Origin of the sequence: Methylotuvimicrobium buryatense 5G, from assembly GCF_000341735.1 — a bacterium.
GTDB lineage: Bacteria > Pseudomonadota > Gammaproteobacteria > Methylococcales > Methylomonadaceae > Methylotuvimicrobium > Methylotuvimicrobium buryatense.
Map to the genome: position 1 here is coordinate 1,702,667 of NZ_KB455575.1, position 15,073 is coordinate 1,717,739.

Here is a 15,073-nt window from a genome sequence, read left to right on the forward strand (position 1 = left end):
CGCTATCCGTAATTAACCCATTCCATCCAGGGAATTCTTTTATGAGCACATTTCAACGCATACTCTATGTAGAAGACGAACCCGACATTCAGACCGTGGCGAAACTGGCATTGGAAATGGTAGGCGGCTTCACTGTAAAAATCTGCTCTTCCGGCGAGGAAGCCTTGACCGAAACGGCCGATTTCATGCCGGATTTAATCCTACTCGATGTTATGATGCCAGGCATGGACGGCCCGACGACTTTCAATCGTTTACGCGAACAACCTATCATCGCTGAAATTCCGATAGTCTTTATGACCGCCAAGATTCAACCGTCTGAAATTGCGTATTACAAATCGTTAGGCGCAGTCGATGTCATCGCCAAACCGTTCGACCCGATGACCTTGGCCGACCAAATCCGCATAATTTGGGAAAAACGAGAACAAAATGCCCCGATCCAAGCAGTGTGATGCCCAGGAACAACTATCGCGATTACGCGCCCAGTTTTTAAAGCGTTTACCGGTCGAATTAAACAGCTTAAAGGCCATCGCCGAAAACCTGACCAAACCCGGCATCGATGTCGCCGCTCTTAACGAATTGCATCATCGCCTACATAAACTTTCAGGTTCATGCGGTACATTCGGAGTGCCTGCGCTTGGCAAAGCAGCGCGAATTTTGGAAATCCGCCTCCAAGCATGGCTTGAAGACCGTTCCGGCGAGATCGACGATAAAATCCGGCAATCGATTATTAAAGGCATTGGCGCACTTAAAGATGTCATTCAACCGACTGAAAATCAATCGGACGCCTCGCTTGCAATGGCATCGGACATGCCTATCGACAAGACCGTGCGAGTTTGGCTGATCGAGGATGATGCGGCATTCGAACAAGAGTTGGTTCGCCAATTAGAGTCTTTCAACTTCGAAGTCCATTTGTTCAAATCTATCCGAGACGCGGAAACCGCCTCGCAATTCGAGCGCCCGGATTTGCTGATCATGAACGTATTATTACATCGCCCGTCCGAACAAGACTCCATCCTTCTCCAGGATAGAATCACCTTAAAGTCGCTAGACTGTCCGCTTTTGTTTGTCTCGTCGACCGACGATTTCAACTCGCGGGTTCGCGCGGCGCGGCTCGGGGCCGAGGGGTATTTTGTCAAACCGGTTGACATCACGATTTTGATCAATCGCATGATGCACATTCTGGAAAAAAGAAGAGCGCCTCCCCAGCGTGTTTTGATCATCGACGACGACAACGATCTAGCCGCCCACTATCAATTGGTTTTGGCTATCGCTGGCATGCAGGCGGAAGTTTTGCAACAGCCCGAAGCCGTTATAACCAAAATCGCGAATTTCCGGCCGGAAATAATCTTGTTGGACTTGCATATGCCCAACTTTACCGGTCTCGATCTTGCCGGAGTCATTCGCCAATACGACGAATGGTCGGGCCTGCCGATAGTCTTTCTTTCCTCCGAAAGCGATCTCGACATACAAATTCTGGCCATGGGCCAGGGGGCCGACGATTTCTTAATGAAACCGATATCGGATGCGCAATTGATTGGCGCAACACGCGCGCGTATCGAAAGAGCGCGCCGATTGACTTCTCTCATCACTAAAGACAGCCTGACCGGCTTATTGAAGCATGCCAGTATCAAAGAAGCAGCCGATTTGGAAACGGCCCAAGCTCAACGTAACGGCAAACCGGTCTCGATCGCGATGCTGGATATCGATAATTTTAAATTAGTCAACGATACCTACGGACACACGGTCGGCGATAACGTCATCGCCTCGCTGGCCATGCTGCTACGTCAACGCCTTCGCCATTCGGACATCATCGGCCGTTACGGCGGAGAGGAATTCGCCGCAGTCCTAGCGGAGTGCGATCAAGACGATGCCTATCGGCTTTTGGACGACATCCGCCATCAATTCGCCAATATTCATTTTCAAGCTCGGAACCAACGATTCAACTGTACCGTGTCCATTGGCCTGGCAGACTCGGCGCACTTTCCTCGATTAATCGGAACAGAACTCCTTGCCATCGCCGATAACGCGTTATATCAAGCCAAGCGGGAAGGACGCAACAGAACCTGTATCGCCCGCACCATGGAATAAAAAATAAGATCATAATCCGGCGAATTATACCCATCACAGATCAAAATTCGGCACCGGGGGGCCGTCAAAGGACGCCGTGAATACGTCCATGTAGGCTCTATGCCAGCATCCATGCTGGCAAAACCTTTGCCAAGCACCCCGGTGCCTCCTTAGGCAATGCCGAAATTTGAAGTGCGAAAGGTATAATCCTTAAAAGAGCTGTTGACATGTGTTGTAGACCGTTCGTGCTGAGCTAAGTCGAAGCATGAAGGGTCTACAACACTTTCACCGGCTTGGTGAGGCCTCAAACTACCGTTCACCCTTCGACAGGGCTCAGGGCGAACGGTAGTTTGAGGCTCTCAACTGCTCTTTTTAGGATAATTTAACTGCGTTATTTAACTCACAAGCAGGGCATATGCCGCACATGTGAGCCATATGCCTCACTTCAATTTATCTAAAAAATCAGCTTTCTAATGACAGGCACGCTAAATTCAACGAATATTGATTCCCTCTAGTAGTTTAATTTAAATAGCCTTTTTAAATTATTAAGCTTGGAAAATGTTTTACTTTTAGAAAATGGCCTTCTTATTGCATAAACTATCTTGGTGTATTGATACAGGGTGTCTATTAATAAAAGGCGGCCGAGTTAATTGTAATTATTCGTACTTCTTGAACATTTTCCTGGCTTATTGCCCTAAAACAGTTTTTGGGGGCTGAATAGTTACATAATTACAGTTAACTTATTCAATACCGAGGTAATGCAAACAAATTGAGGTTAATTGTTCAGTCTCCTATCTCAAAAAACAGGTTGATCGCTGAACTCGCTCTTTAATTTACAAAATAGGACCTGATTAGCAAGTTTCTTCAGCTAAAGCCCAAAAACCAGCATATCCCTAGCACGACGGGGTTTGCAACCCCGTCCTAAACGTTTTGACTTTGGCCGAAGTTAGCCGAAATGTTTAGGGCAAACCGAAACGTTGGGGACGGGTTAAATAACCCGTCCCGCAGAAGTGGCTACGACTGGTCACTGCTCGGACAATTGGCTTCAGCAAGCTGAAGCATCTTGCTAATCAGGAAATAGGAAGGCAGATAAAATTGCAACCATATAGATTCTATCAATTGGGTTGCACTGAACATTTTTGTTAATCGAAAATATGCCAATGCTAAAAACTAACGCATGGCTATTATTAAAGTAATGGAGAAATAATGAAAAAAACAAGCAAACTGAAAGCCTTAACCTTCGCCGCAGCCGCCATGGGGGCTTTGGTCAGCCTGCCCTCGAATGCAGCAACGGTAATCACGCCGGATGTTCATTTATTTGAGTTTACGCCAGACAATAGTTCTCGTACGCTAAATGTCAGGGCGGACGCATGGTATAATTTGACGATGGGTTATCTGGGCTGGACGCATCATGCCAATTGGGGAACCATGAGCTTAAGAAGAGGCCAGCCGGTCACTATTACCGTCGATGCCTCGGATATTGACGGCTTCCATCCAGGTATAACGGTTTGGTTCAGGCAGCAAGGTCGAGCTTTTGCTGGGCCGTATATTGTCGACGCGCACTCCTATAGCCAATCTCAGGATGTGATAAATCTGAATGCCGTTGTCGACGATGATCCGGTAAACCCGAGAAATAGTGGTAGATCGCAAAGAATTCACATGGAATTTATCGCTAATGCCTTCGATCGCGATGGCATGGGTGATGTATTGCCTGAAGCATTCGACCAGTCGGCGATTAACAAAGTTTTGGATGGCGAGCCCGGCAAAGTCAGCTTGACTTTTACGCCGCCTAGAAACGGGCTGTATCAGTTCGTCGTCGGCGGCATTAATCCCGATGAAGACATCGACACATCTAAAATCGGAGCTGGAAATCGCTATCCCGTCAATGTTCATGTCAGCTTTCCAAGCCGGTAATTGACGTTTCCGATGTTCAGCCAGCTTTCGCTGAAACGGGAATAATGGTTAATGCTAAAGTTGCCCCGGCATGATTGCCGGGGTAACGACACTCCGAGTTGATGGCGAATAGGTTCAAAGTGCTGGCTAATCGTATGGGCTTTATCCTAGAAAAACTCTTTCAAGATGAAGATCATGAAGAATAAGACATTAAGTCAAAAGCTTATTGTGCGGTTGTATAAAGCTTTCGCTCAACGATGAGGTTGGCGGGATGTTTAGATCAACTCTTGAAATACTTGTATGGCTAAACTACCGAGTTTAGCTTTATATCTTAATCTTGGCCGACTGGTCTTTTGGTCGCGACTGTTTGGAGGCTCAAGCCTTCTCGGTTGCATCTTGGCTGAGCGGTTCCTCTCGTAAAAGGGAGGCGAGTCAAGGCTTGCTTCCCCCTCGCATTTTTTGGAAGATCATGTTTATCAGCGTAAAAAAAACCTCTGTCCGTCAATTCGCATTATCGCTAGCGTGTTTGTTGACGGTTTGCGTGGCTCACCCAAAATGGGCACTGGCGCATGGTTTCGCCGAAGATCATTCATTTGGTTTAGTCACATTGCCCGAGACTCCGGGCTTGGTTGGCCGGCGCGCTTCAATTGTCGTGGACCAAGAGGCCGCGATTCAATTGGGCAAGGCCTTATTCTGGGATGTCAATGTCGGTAGCGACGGCATTGCATGCGCCAGTTGCCATTTCCATGCAGGAGCCGACCGGCGCACGCGTAATCAAATAAATAGCGGTCAGCGTCATACTACGGATACCGAAAGCGCGAAACGTTTCGAAATTGGCGGACCGGATTATGAGCTTAAAGCCAGCGACTTTCCTTTTTTTCGTTTAAGCGATCCCGCCGACAAAAACTCGGAGGTGCTGTTCGCGACGGACAATGCGGTCGGTTCCTCCGGCGCTTTTACACGTGTATTTGAAAGTGCTCAAGAAACGGGCGACGGCATCGACCAATGCACTCCTCAAAACAGCGATATTTTCCACGCTAACGGCTTAAACACTCGTCAAGTCACCAATCGCAATACGCCGACGGTCATCAATGCGGCCTTCAATTTTCGAAACTTCTGGGATGGGCGCGCCAACAATATTTTTAACGGCGTATCGGGCTTTGGACATCGAGATCCCAATGCCAAGGTTTGGGTAACCGGAAAAGGCAGAAGAGCCCGGCAAATCGGTTTATATCTGGAACATGCTTCTCTCGCATCCCAGGCTGTCGAGCCGCCATTGGATATGATAGAAATGTCCTGCCAAGGACGGACCTTTTCCGAAATAGGCAAAAAATTAGTTCGGCGCCGTCCGCTCGAAACACAGCTTGTTCATGCCGAAGACAGTGTATTGGGTGTGGTGCGGCATGAATCCGGAAAAGGTTTGAATAGCACTTATGGCGAATTGATCGAAAAAGCCTTCCATAGAAAATTCTGGCAGGGTAATGCGGATTTCGGCGTTTCGAATACGGGCGAGCCTTATTCCCATATCGAGGCAAATTTCGCCTTCTTTTTCGGCCTGGCTATTCAGCTTTACGAAAATACGCTAATCTCCGATCAAGCGCCTTTCGATCAACCTTTGGACGATGAAGGCTATCCCTACGGCTTTACCGCCCAACAAAAAGAAGGACTCGATGTATTTTTCGATGCGCATTGCCAGAATTGCCATTCCGGGCCGACATTCTCGGCGGCGATCAATCCTCAGTCATATTTTAGCGGACGTAGAAAGCCGCGTTATTATCGATTGGTCGACAGAACTGTCCTTGGCGCGCAAACCAGTGGTGTGGGTATTGATAAAACATTGATGGACATAGGTTTTTTTAATACCAGCGTGACACCGGACGACTATGACGTGGGCTTGGGCGGCAAGGATCCGTTCGGTAACCCCTTATCATTTTCGGAACAATATTTGTCGGTCTTGGCAAACCCCTCTGCGGCAATGGTTGATCCCGTTAGGGTAGTCGCCTGTGAATTTGTAGAGTCCTTCGTCAAGGACTTCGAGTTTGGCGACAGTGAGACGATTCCTGATCGGCGTTTTGGGCGTGGTCCGGTATGCGGCGGTAGGACCCTAAGATCGCTAGCCAGAGTGCCGTCTCCCGCTGTCGTTGAGGCGGAAATGCGTAAACCCTATAACGGTCGGCTCTCAACCTTGACCAAGGGCGCCTTTAAGGTGCCGACCCTAAGAAACATCGAGTTGACCGGGCCTTACATGCATAACGGCAGCATGAAATCGCTTGAAGAAGTCGTGGAGTTTTACAATCGAGGCGGAAATATACAAAATCGGCGCCATGCGGGCACTTTGGTATTCGATCAGGGTTTTTCCGAAGTAGAAAAAGCGAGTTTGGTCGCTTTCATGAAAACCTTGACCGATGAGCGGGTGCGCTGGGAAAAAGCGCCTTTCGATCATCCCGAGCTCTGGGTGCCGCACGGACATGAGGAAGGTGTCGGCGGTCAGATCGACCCCAGTTTGGCGGAGGACAAGTTTCTCTATGTCCCGCCGGTGGGCCGAAATGGTCGCACGGTCGATCAGGGCCCTTTAAAGCCTTTTGATAGTTTTTTACAACCTTGAAGCGACTCGCTCCGGATTCGTAGTATTCCGTTAAAAATATACCTTTCGCACTTCAAATTTCGGTAGTTCCCGAGAAAGCACCGGGGTGTCCGACAAAGGCTTTGTCAACATGGAGCAGGCATAGAACCTACATGGACATATTAACGGCGTCCTTTGACGGGCACCCCGGTGCCGAATTTTGAGCTATGGTGGGCATAAACAAACGCACCAAGATTATTTGCGAAAGCTTAAAGACTCCAGAAGCCTACTCCCGATCGGTTATAATTTGTAATCCACTTTCGATGACATATTGACCAAGGGCGCCTGGAAGCAATGAATACACAAAGCAGCACTATCGAACCGAATGCCCCCTCTATTCGTGCAGACTTCGACGCAACTTCTCCCGAATGGTACCTAAACCGAGAATTGACTTGGCTCGAGTTCAATAAACGCGTCTTGCACGAAGCTGAAGACGAGCGAACGCCGCTACTGGAAAGAGTCAAGTTTATCGCGATCGTTAGCTCCAATCTGGACGAATTTTTCATGAAGCGCATCGGCGGACTGAAACAACAGCTCGGCGCCGGCATCACCGAGTTGACCGTGGACGGTCGTAGCCCGCAACAACAAATCGCCGAATGCTACGCGGTCGTACGCGAAATCGAAGCGAAAAAACAGCAATTATTCGTTGAATTAATGAGGCATCTCGAGTCGCAAGACATCCGTATCCTTCCTTTCACCGAATTAACGCGCACTCAACAAAAACAAATGCGCGATTACTATATCCAGAATATTTTTCCGCTAGTGACGCCTCAGGCGATCGATCCCGCGCATCCGTTTCCGTTCATTTCGAATCTAGCGTTGAACCTACTAGCCGGCGTCTATTGCACGGACCCCGAACTCGTCACGCTCGTCAGGATCAAAGTCCCGGTCGGTCCCAGACTGCCGCGTTTCATTCAGGTCAGCAACGAGCTTGTTTATGTTGCGCTGGGCGATTTGATCGCGAACAATTTAGATTTACTGTTTCCGGGCATGAATATCGCTTTTGCGGATTTGTTTCGTGTAACTCGAAACGCTATCACCGAAAAGGACGAGGACCAGGCCGACGACTTACTGCAAATGATCGAGTCGGAATTGCGCGAACGCAAATTCGCCTCGGTCGTTAGACTCGAAGTCGCTTCAACGATGGGTGAGTCACAACGCGGCATGTTGACAGCCGAACTAAATCTGAATGAGCATGATGTCTTCATCGTCGACGAGCGCTTGGCGATGTCCGATTTATTTCAAATCGCCGCGATCGACCGGCCGGACTTACTCGACGCCCCGCATCACCCCTGCGATCACCCTAAATTAGCCGGTTCGCCGAATATTTTTCATGCCATTCGCGAACAAGAGACGATACTGCTGCAACACCCTTATGAGTCTTTCGTCACGACGGTCGAACGCTTCGTCAAGGAAGCCAGTCGCGACCCGAATGTTAGGGCCATTAAAATGACGTTATACCGCACTTCGGCCGGCACCAAAATCGTCCAATATTTGATCGACGCCGCATTAAACGGCAAGCAGGTGACCGTATCGGTGGAACTAAAAGCGCGTTTCGATGAATCGGCCAATATCCAATGGGCGCAACGCATGGAGCGTGCCGGGATTCATGTCACTTACGGCGTGGTCGGACTCAAAACGCACAGCAAAGTGATTTATGTCGTCCGCCAGGACTACAACGGCCTGCGTCGATACGCGCATATCGGCACAGGAAATTATCATGCAGGAACCGCCAGGCTCTATACCGACCTCGGCATTTTGACCTGCGACCAAGACATCGGCAAAGACCTTACCGAGTTATTCAATTATTTAACGACGGGCCTGGTTCCGAAGCGCCAATACAACTGCCTACTCACTTCGCCAAAATTTCTAAAGCCCGCCTTAATTGAAAAAATCGAACGCGAAATCGCCAAACATTCGCCAAAAACACCCGGTTTGATTCAATTCAAGATGAATGCCTTAGAAGATGTCGATATCACGGCCGCGCTCTACCGGGCAGCTCAAGCCGGTGTCAAAATCGATTTGATCGTCCGCGATACCTGCCGACTGCGCCCCGGCATTCCGGGTATTTCCGACTCGGTACGCGTCATCAGTATTGTCGGCCGTTTTCTTGAGCATTCGCGGATTTTTTATTTCCAAAACGGCGGCGACGAAGAATATTTCATCGGCTCGGCCGACTGCATGAAACGCAACCTGGAAAGCCGCGTAGAAGTCGTCACACCGATCAGGAAACCCGAATTACAAGCCGAGCTACGAGAAGTATTGAACGTACAATTAAATAATCAAAGAAGCGTTTGGGAGATGCAGTCCGACGGCAGCTATGTTCAGCGCCAACCGAAAAATGAACAGGACGCCGTTGGAGCCCAAGAAACGCTGATTAACTTAGCCCAGACACGCCTTAAACAAGCCGGCTCTGAAAAAAAACTCAAGAAATCGAAAAAAAGCCAATCCAGTTTGCGCAAAAACTAGACAATTCACGATAAACCACTACCTTTGAGCGTTAAGCTTAAAGCCGCCGCTGCAATATCGATTCGATCTCGGTATCGGTCAACACGATCGGATTGGTTTGCATGCTGCTGCCCCGGCTGTTCGCAACGATTTTTGCAAAATCGGCCTCTCTGATGCCGTAATTGCCAAGGCGCGGCAATTGTAAAGTTTCGCTCCATTCGGCAAGCAACGCGATCAATGAATCGCGCGCACTCGAATCGCCGATATCGTTCCGTCCGGTCAGCAAACGCCCGACTTGCGCGTATTTAGCCAACGCCGGATTATCGGGTTCTCGCGCTTGCATCGCTTGAATATTGATTTCGGTGGCGGCGGCAACCATCGTTCCGCAAACCACGCCATGCGGTATCGGGAAAAAGGCGCCCAACGGCGAAGCCAGGCCGTGAACCGAACCCAAACCGACTTGCGCCAACGTAATACCGGAAAGCAAGGATGCATAGGCCATCGCGGCGCGGCCGTTAGCGGCTTCCGGCTCCTGGCCTTCCCAAGCGGCAAAGAAACCTTCCTTGAAGGCGGTCATGCCGCTCCAAGCCAACGCATCGATGAAGGGATTGGCCTTTAGCGAGACGTAGGATTCCAATAGTTGCGTGAAGGCGTCCATGCCATCGGCCGCGATCAAGTCGCGCGGGCAGCTTTCCAGCAAGTCGGGATCGATTACCGCATATTCGGGAATCAAACATTCGTCTCGAAAAGACTTCTTGAATCCCTCCGGACCTTGCACGCTCAACACCGAATTTTTGGTCGCTTCGCTGCCGGTACCGGCCGTGGTCGGAACGGCGATGAACGGTATACTAGGCCCCCGGTAAGGAATATTCCTGCCGACGCCTTCCAAGTGATCCATGACCGAATTACCGTGCGGCAAAAGCCCTGCTATCGCTTTCGCGGCATCGAGCACGCTACCGCCGCCGATACCGACAACGACCGCAATCGTCTCGTCGCAAAACCGGTTAACCGTTAGGTCGACCAGCTCCGGCGACGGTTCGCCCGAAACCGTGACATGCAACCAGCGAACGCCTTGCATTTCCAAGGACTCGATAAACGACGGCCAACGTTCCGTACCGCAAAAAGATTGCTTACCGGTAACCAACAAGGCATTGCCGCCGTAACTAGCCGTCAAGGCCGGCACTTCGCTAAGCCGTCCCCTGCCGTAGCTAATGCGCGGCAGGCGTGAAATCGAAAATGGTTTGAATTGCATCGTTTACCCCTGCGGAAATAGTCCTTCGTAACGAATCCCTTGACGGGGCTCGGCCATCCAATCGGCGACCGTATCGCGCCAAGCCAAATAATGCTCGGTTTGTTTATGAGCCGCGGCATCTTCGGCGGAAACGTAGGCTTCGTATAAAATGAACTGCCCCGGATTTTCGGGCGATTGCAATACATCGAAGCGGCGGTTGCCGGCTTCGCGAATCGACGCTTCATGATTGCGTTTCGTGGCGGCGATAAAATCGTCGATATGATCGAGTTTAACGTGAACATGAACCAAAGTTACGTGCATAAAGACTCCTTGATAGGTTTTTAAAGGTAAATGCATTCAGTGAAAGCTGAATCGTTTTTCTTTCCGGTTGCTATGGAACGCACTGCGTATCCTTCGAGGTTTAGCGAGTGTGACCTCGATACCGTTTGTTGTCACCTAACGCTCCGGCTTCGAAATCGCGACGAAGGCGTCGCTCCCACAAGGGGCGGATGCTCCGTGGGAGCGATCCCCAGATCGCGACTTCGAAGCCGAGAGTGTTAAGCAGCAATAAATGATATCGAAGACTCGTTAGTCAAAACGACACCTGATTAGCAAGTTTCTTCAGCTAAAGCCCAAAAACCAGCATATCCCTAGCAGGACGGGGTTTGCAACCCCGTCCTAAACGTTTTGACTTTGGCCGAAGTTAGCCGAAATGTTTAGGGCAAACCAAAACCTTGGGGACGGGTTAAATAACCCGTCCCGCAAAAGTGGCTACGACTGGTCACTGCTCGGACAGTTGGCTTCGGCAAGCTGAAGCATCTTGCTAATCAGGAAACGACAAAAGGTAATACATGACTTGTGTATACCTATCGGAGATCAAAATTCGGCACCGGGGTGACCGTCAAAGGACGCCGTGAATACGTCCATGTAGGCTCTGTGACAGCATTCCTGCTGTCACAGCCTTTGCCGAACAACCCGGCGCCTCCTAAGGCACTACCGAAATTGGAAGTGCGAAAGGTATGGTCGTCCTCCCTGGCAACCAGCAAAACAAGCGAATTACTCGCTATTGTTCTTCTTCGCCAAGCAATTTCCGATAGTTCGCCATGGCTTGCTCGGCCTCTTTCAGCAGGCCTTGGTAGCGAAGCCATTGCGCCTTTTGCAAATTGAAACCGGCTTGCGGCCATTGCTTCGAAGGCTTCGGAACATCGATCATATAATCCGAAGCGCTAGGTTGTAGCGCCTCCATTAATTCGATCAATTTAGCACCGACCAGCCACTCCTGCCGTCCGGTTTTAATCGAGCGTTGACTCACCGGCGCGGAAAACTCGATGATAGGCCTGTCGTCGGTATTCAGCCGCGCCTGTTCGAAACGGCTTCTTATGGAAACCAAATCGCCGGCAAAATGCAACAGTAGTTTTTGATGACGCCCCGCCGACAATGCCGCGAAATCTTGATTGCTCTTGCCGCCCAACAAACCCAAGACCGGCCTCAATGCTCCGAAATCGGCGCGCCACACCGTCGCATAAGGAAAAACTTCCAAAAAGGTTCTGGCGATCACATCGAATTCGACTTGCGACAATTGATAAGCCGGCAGCCATTGCATAAACAAACCGTTTTCATTCAAGCGTTCGGCGACCGTCCTAAAATGTTCGAGCGAATAAAGACTTCCGGTACCGGCTTCCCAGGGCACGAACAAATCGCCGATCATCACATCGAATTTTTCACGCGCGCCGCGCAAATAATTACGGCCGTCCTCATGCAAGACACGCACTCTCGGGTCGTAAAACAAACCGTTGGTGTAGGCGCCGAAATATTTATCCGATGCCGCGACGACATCATTCAGCAACTCGGTCACGGTCAGGCTCTGAATCGGGTGTTCCAACACGCCGCCTGCGGTAATGCCGGTACCGAGGCCCAATATATAAACCGAACGCGGCTCACGATGCAAGGCAACCGGCAACGAGCCGGTCAATTGCTCGAGCTTGAAAGAGCCTGTCCCGCCCAACGTATAGTGATTATTAACCTTGATTTTTAAATGTTCGCCGCGCCGGATCACCGCGACCGTACCGGCGCTGCTTTCCCAAAATTCCAGCAGGCTTTCTTCTTCATTGACCGGATCGACTTTAACCAAGGGCAACTTGCCGGTGTCGAAAACCGAAACCGCCAATAAAATGCAGATTGCCGGTAAATACAACCTTCCCCGTTGACTCCACCAGTCTGATCGAAATAAATTCTGACTATCGGAACGACCAGGCTGTCGATAGTTGGAAGTCATCCCCGTCGTCCGACTGAACCAATAGGCGGCCGTCAAAAAATACAGAACCGCAACCAATCGAATTCCGGCCCATAGCCCCACCCATTCCAATATCAAAAAACCGGCAATGATGGAACCGGCTATCGCGCCGAAGGTATTGATGCCGACCAGTTGCCCGACCAGCGTTCCGCCGCTTGGTCCGTGATTTTGAGCCAAACGAATCGACAGCGGCAAGGCCATGCCCAACAATAGCAAAGGAGGCCCCATGATAACCGCTGCGGGTGCCGCGATTTGCAGCAAATAAGCATACCAACCGACATCCGAACCGATATAGTGCAACTCGTCGGTCCACGCCAAAAACACAAAAGGCCCAATATTGACCAGAAGGCCGCCGGCCATCAGCGCAGCGAACAAAAGCTTTCCGGCATCGAATCGAACGGCCATCAACCAGCGCGCCAGAAACCCCGACAAAGCCAAACAAATCAGAAACACCGATAGAATCAACGCGAAGGTATAGACCGAATTTTGCAGTACCTGCGCGAACATCCTGCCCCACAATACTTGCAGCGCCAGCATCGAGAGTCCCGACATGAACGCGATGACGGCGAGCGGACGGAAGGCGATGCCGCCGGTTTCAATCGGCGCTTGGCTTTGCTCAGTGTGCGGTTTCGATAAGACATAAGCGCCCGCCGCGACCGTCAACGAAATCGCCATCGCCAATCCGTAACTGGCCCTAAAGCCTAGCCAAACCGGCAAATAAAACCCTGCCAACAGCGCACCGGCCACCGCGCCCAAGGTATTGACGCCGTATAGCAAGGCCGTGTTGCGGCCTAAATCGTCTCGATTCGGCGCCGCGAAATGACTCAGCACCGGCAGCGTACCGCCCATGAAAAAAGCTGGTGGAAACAACACCGTCAACGACAAGGCGAATTTGACGCCGGTAAACAACCCGGCATGATTGCCGCAGCAATCGAATACCCACGGATAGATCCGGCCATAGGCCTCGAGTAATATGAAATAACCTGCCGCGCAAACGGCAACCGCAACCTCGAGCCCGGCGTACAATTTTAGCGGCTCCCGGTAAGCTGCGACTTTCCGCCCCCAATAATAACTGCCGGCGGCCAGCCCCAAGAAAAACGCGGTCAATGTTGTCGCCATTGCCTGAGAGGTATTGCCGAACAACAAGCCCAGCTCTTTTAGCCACAACACCTCATAAATCAGCGCCGCCATGCCGGTCATGAAAAACAGCGCGGCGACAGACGCTAGCGGCCGGCTTGACGATCTCATCTTGGACTCGTTCACGTTCAAAGCCAAGCGGCCAGCCAAAGCCTGAAGCGCAAGCCCCATTCGGTACTGTAGCCGACCGACGTAAAAACGATCTCGCCTTCAGGATTTAAAATAAAAACGGCCGGCACGCCGCGAATTCCGAAGCGATCGCCGATCAAACCGTCTTCGTCGATGACCGCAGGCCAATTTAATGCTATTTTATCGAGATAGTCCTTCACCTCATCCGCATCGCCCGATCTCAAAGCCACAGTCACGCCCGGAAAATCGTTCAATACCGCACTGACCGGCGCCTGCATCATCGCGCAAATTCGGCACCATTCGGCCCAAAAGTAAATCAAGCCGGGACCGGCCGCGATTCGGTCGGAAACACGCTCGCCCTGTATGGTAGTTTGCGCTAGTTCAGGCGGTTTTCCGGTGGCAAGTCCCCGGCTGTATAGAAACTGCCCGGCAAACAAAATGCAGGCAATCGTGCCGTAAAACAAAAGTTTTTTGATTGTCATCGGTAGCTATAACCCCATCATCAGCCGGCTACCTTGCTCTTTGAGCCAATGCCGCCGCTGCCGGTAATCGGGTAAATGGTCGGCAACCAACTGCCAAAACCGGCTCGAATGATTTCTGACTTTAATATGACACAACTCATGCACGACGACATATTCGAATACGTCGGGCGGAGCCAAGATTAAGAGCCAATTGAGATGGATGTCGTTATGAATGCCGCAACTTCCCCATCGGCTTTTTTGCGAGCGGATCGAGATCGACCGGGGCGATAACAAGTGTTTGTGCGCATGTTTTTCGACATAATGTTCGGTCTTGAGCTTGGCGTCGATCTTCATCCAACGAATCAAAGTGTCCCGTATCGCCTCGCTATGATCGCCCAAAGGCATGACTTCCGGCACATGTGCAATGAATCGATCGGAAAATTCAATTTTGATTCGCTTCAAACGAGTCGGCATGACGTTGAGCCGATAGCGCTCGCCCTGATAAGGAATCTCGGCACCGTCTATATAAAATTCCGGCGCCAAGCTTTCCACCTGTTGGACGCGCGCTTCCAAGCGGTTCAGCGCTTGAACAACCCACTGCTGTTTTTGCTCGACGAAACGATGCAACGTTCGCTCGGAAATCCCGGCCGGCGCGACGACTTGCACCTTACCAGGCGCTACCGTAATCCGCGCTTTAGTCGCCCTAGAACTGCGGCGAATTTGATAAGTAAAAGGTAAATTGGAAATGGTTGTGTCTCGGGTTGGTTAGCAGTTAGCAGTTAGCAGTTAGC

At 50.7% G+C, this 15,073-nt stretch carries 10 protein-coding genes; 5 read left to right on the plus strand and 5 right to left on the minus strand.

Annotation, left to right across the window (positions count from 1 at the left end; translation table 11 throughout):
* Positions 1–41 precede the first annotated feature (41 nt).
* From METBU_RS23620 to ppk1, 5 genes are all read left to right on the plus strand, one after another.
* Complete coding sequence (locus METBU_RS23620) at positions 42–449, plus strand: response regulator (protein ID WP_014149319.1); 408 nt, start codon at positions 42–44, stop codon at positions 447–449.
* Positions 427–2,088: a diguanylate cyclase gene (locus tag METBU_RS0107615; protein ID WP_017840046.1), complete on the plus strand. Its 1,662-nt coding sequence runs from the start codon at positions 427–429 to the stop codon at positions 2,086–2,088. Before METBU_RS23620 ends, METBU_RS0107615 begins: the two co-directional genes overlap by 23 nt.
* Before the next feature lie 1,185 nt (positions 2,089–3,273).
* A complete protein-coding gene (corA, locus tag METBU_RS0107620; protein WP_017840047.1) occupies positions 3,274–3,981 on the plus strand; it encodes a copper(I)-binding protein CorA in 708 nt (235 codons plus the stop codon).
* Between the two features lie 448 nt (positions 3,982–4,429).
* Positions 4,430–6,565: a cytochrome-c peroxidase gene (locus METBU_RS29120; protein WP_017840048.1), complete on the plus strand. Its 2,136-nt coding sequence runs from the start codon at positions 4,430–4,432 to the stop codon at positions 6,563–6,565.
* Positions 6,566–6,877: 312 nt separating this feature from the next.
* Positions 6,878–9,052 carry a polyphosphate kinase 1 gene (ppk1, locus tag METBU_RS0107630; protein ID WP_017840049.1) on the plus strand — a complete coding sequence of 725 codons (2,175 nt, stop codon included), beginning with the start codon at positions 6,878–6,880 and terminating at the stop codon, positions 9,050–9,052.
* A 37-nt stretch (positions 9,053–9,089) separates the two neighbouring features.
* Here the strand turns inward: ppk1 and METBU_RS0107635 are convergent, their stop codons facing one another.
* The 5 genes from METBU_RS0107635 to METBU_RS0107655 all read right to left on the minus strand — a co-directional run bounded on the left by METBU_RS0107635 (position 9,090) and on the right by METBU_RS0107655 (position 15,029).
* Positions 9,090–10,283, minus strand: coding sequence for an iron-containing alcohol dehydrogenase (locus tag METBU_RS0107635; protein ID WP_017840050.1), 1,194 nt, complete (start codon positions 10,281–10,283; stop codon positions 9,090–9,092).
* A 3-nt stretch (positions 10,284–10,286) separates the two neighbouring features.
* Entirely contained in the window at positions 10,287–10,583 is a 297-nt protein-coding gene (locus METBU_RS0107640) for an antibiotic biosynthesis monooxygenase (RefSeq protein ID WP_026130099.1), read from the minus strand.
* Between the two features lie 742 nt (positions 10,584–11,325).
* Positions 11,326–13,803: a fused MFS/spermidine synthase gene (locus METBU_RS0107645; RefSeq protein WP_017840052.1), complete on the minus strand. Its 2,478-nt coding sequence runs from the start codon at positions 13,801–13,803 to the stop codon at positions 11,326–11,328.
* 17 nt (positions 13,804–13,820) lie between these two features.
* Positions 13,821–14,303: a redoxin domain-containing protein gene (locus METBU_RS0107650; protein WP_017840053.1), complete on the minus strand. Its 483-nt coding sequence runs from the start codon at positions 14,301–14,303 to the stop codon at positions 13,821–13,823.
* Between the two features lie 6 nt (positions 14,304–14,309).
* Positions 14,310–15,029 carry a M48 family metallopeptidase gene (locus tag METBU_RS0107655; RefSeq protein WP_026130100.1) on the minus strand — a complete coding sequence of 240 codons (720 nt, stop codon included), beginning with the start codon at positions 15,027–15,029 and terminating at the stop codon, positions 14,310–14,312.
* Positions 15,030–15,073 lie beyond the last annotated feature (44 nt).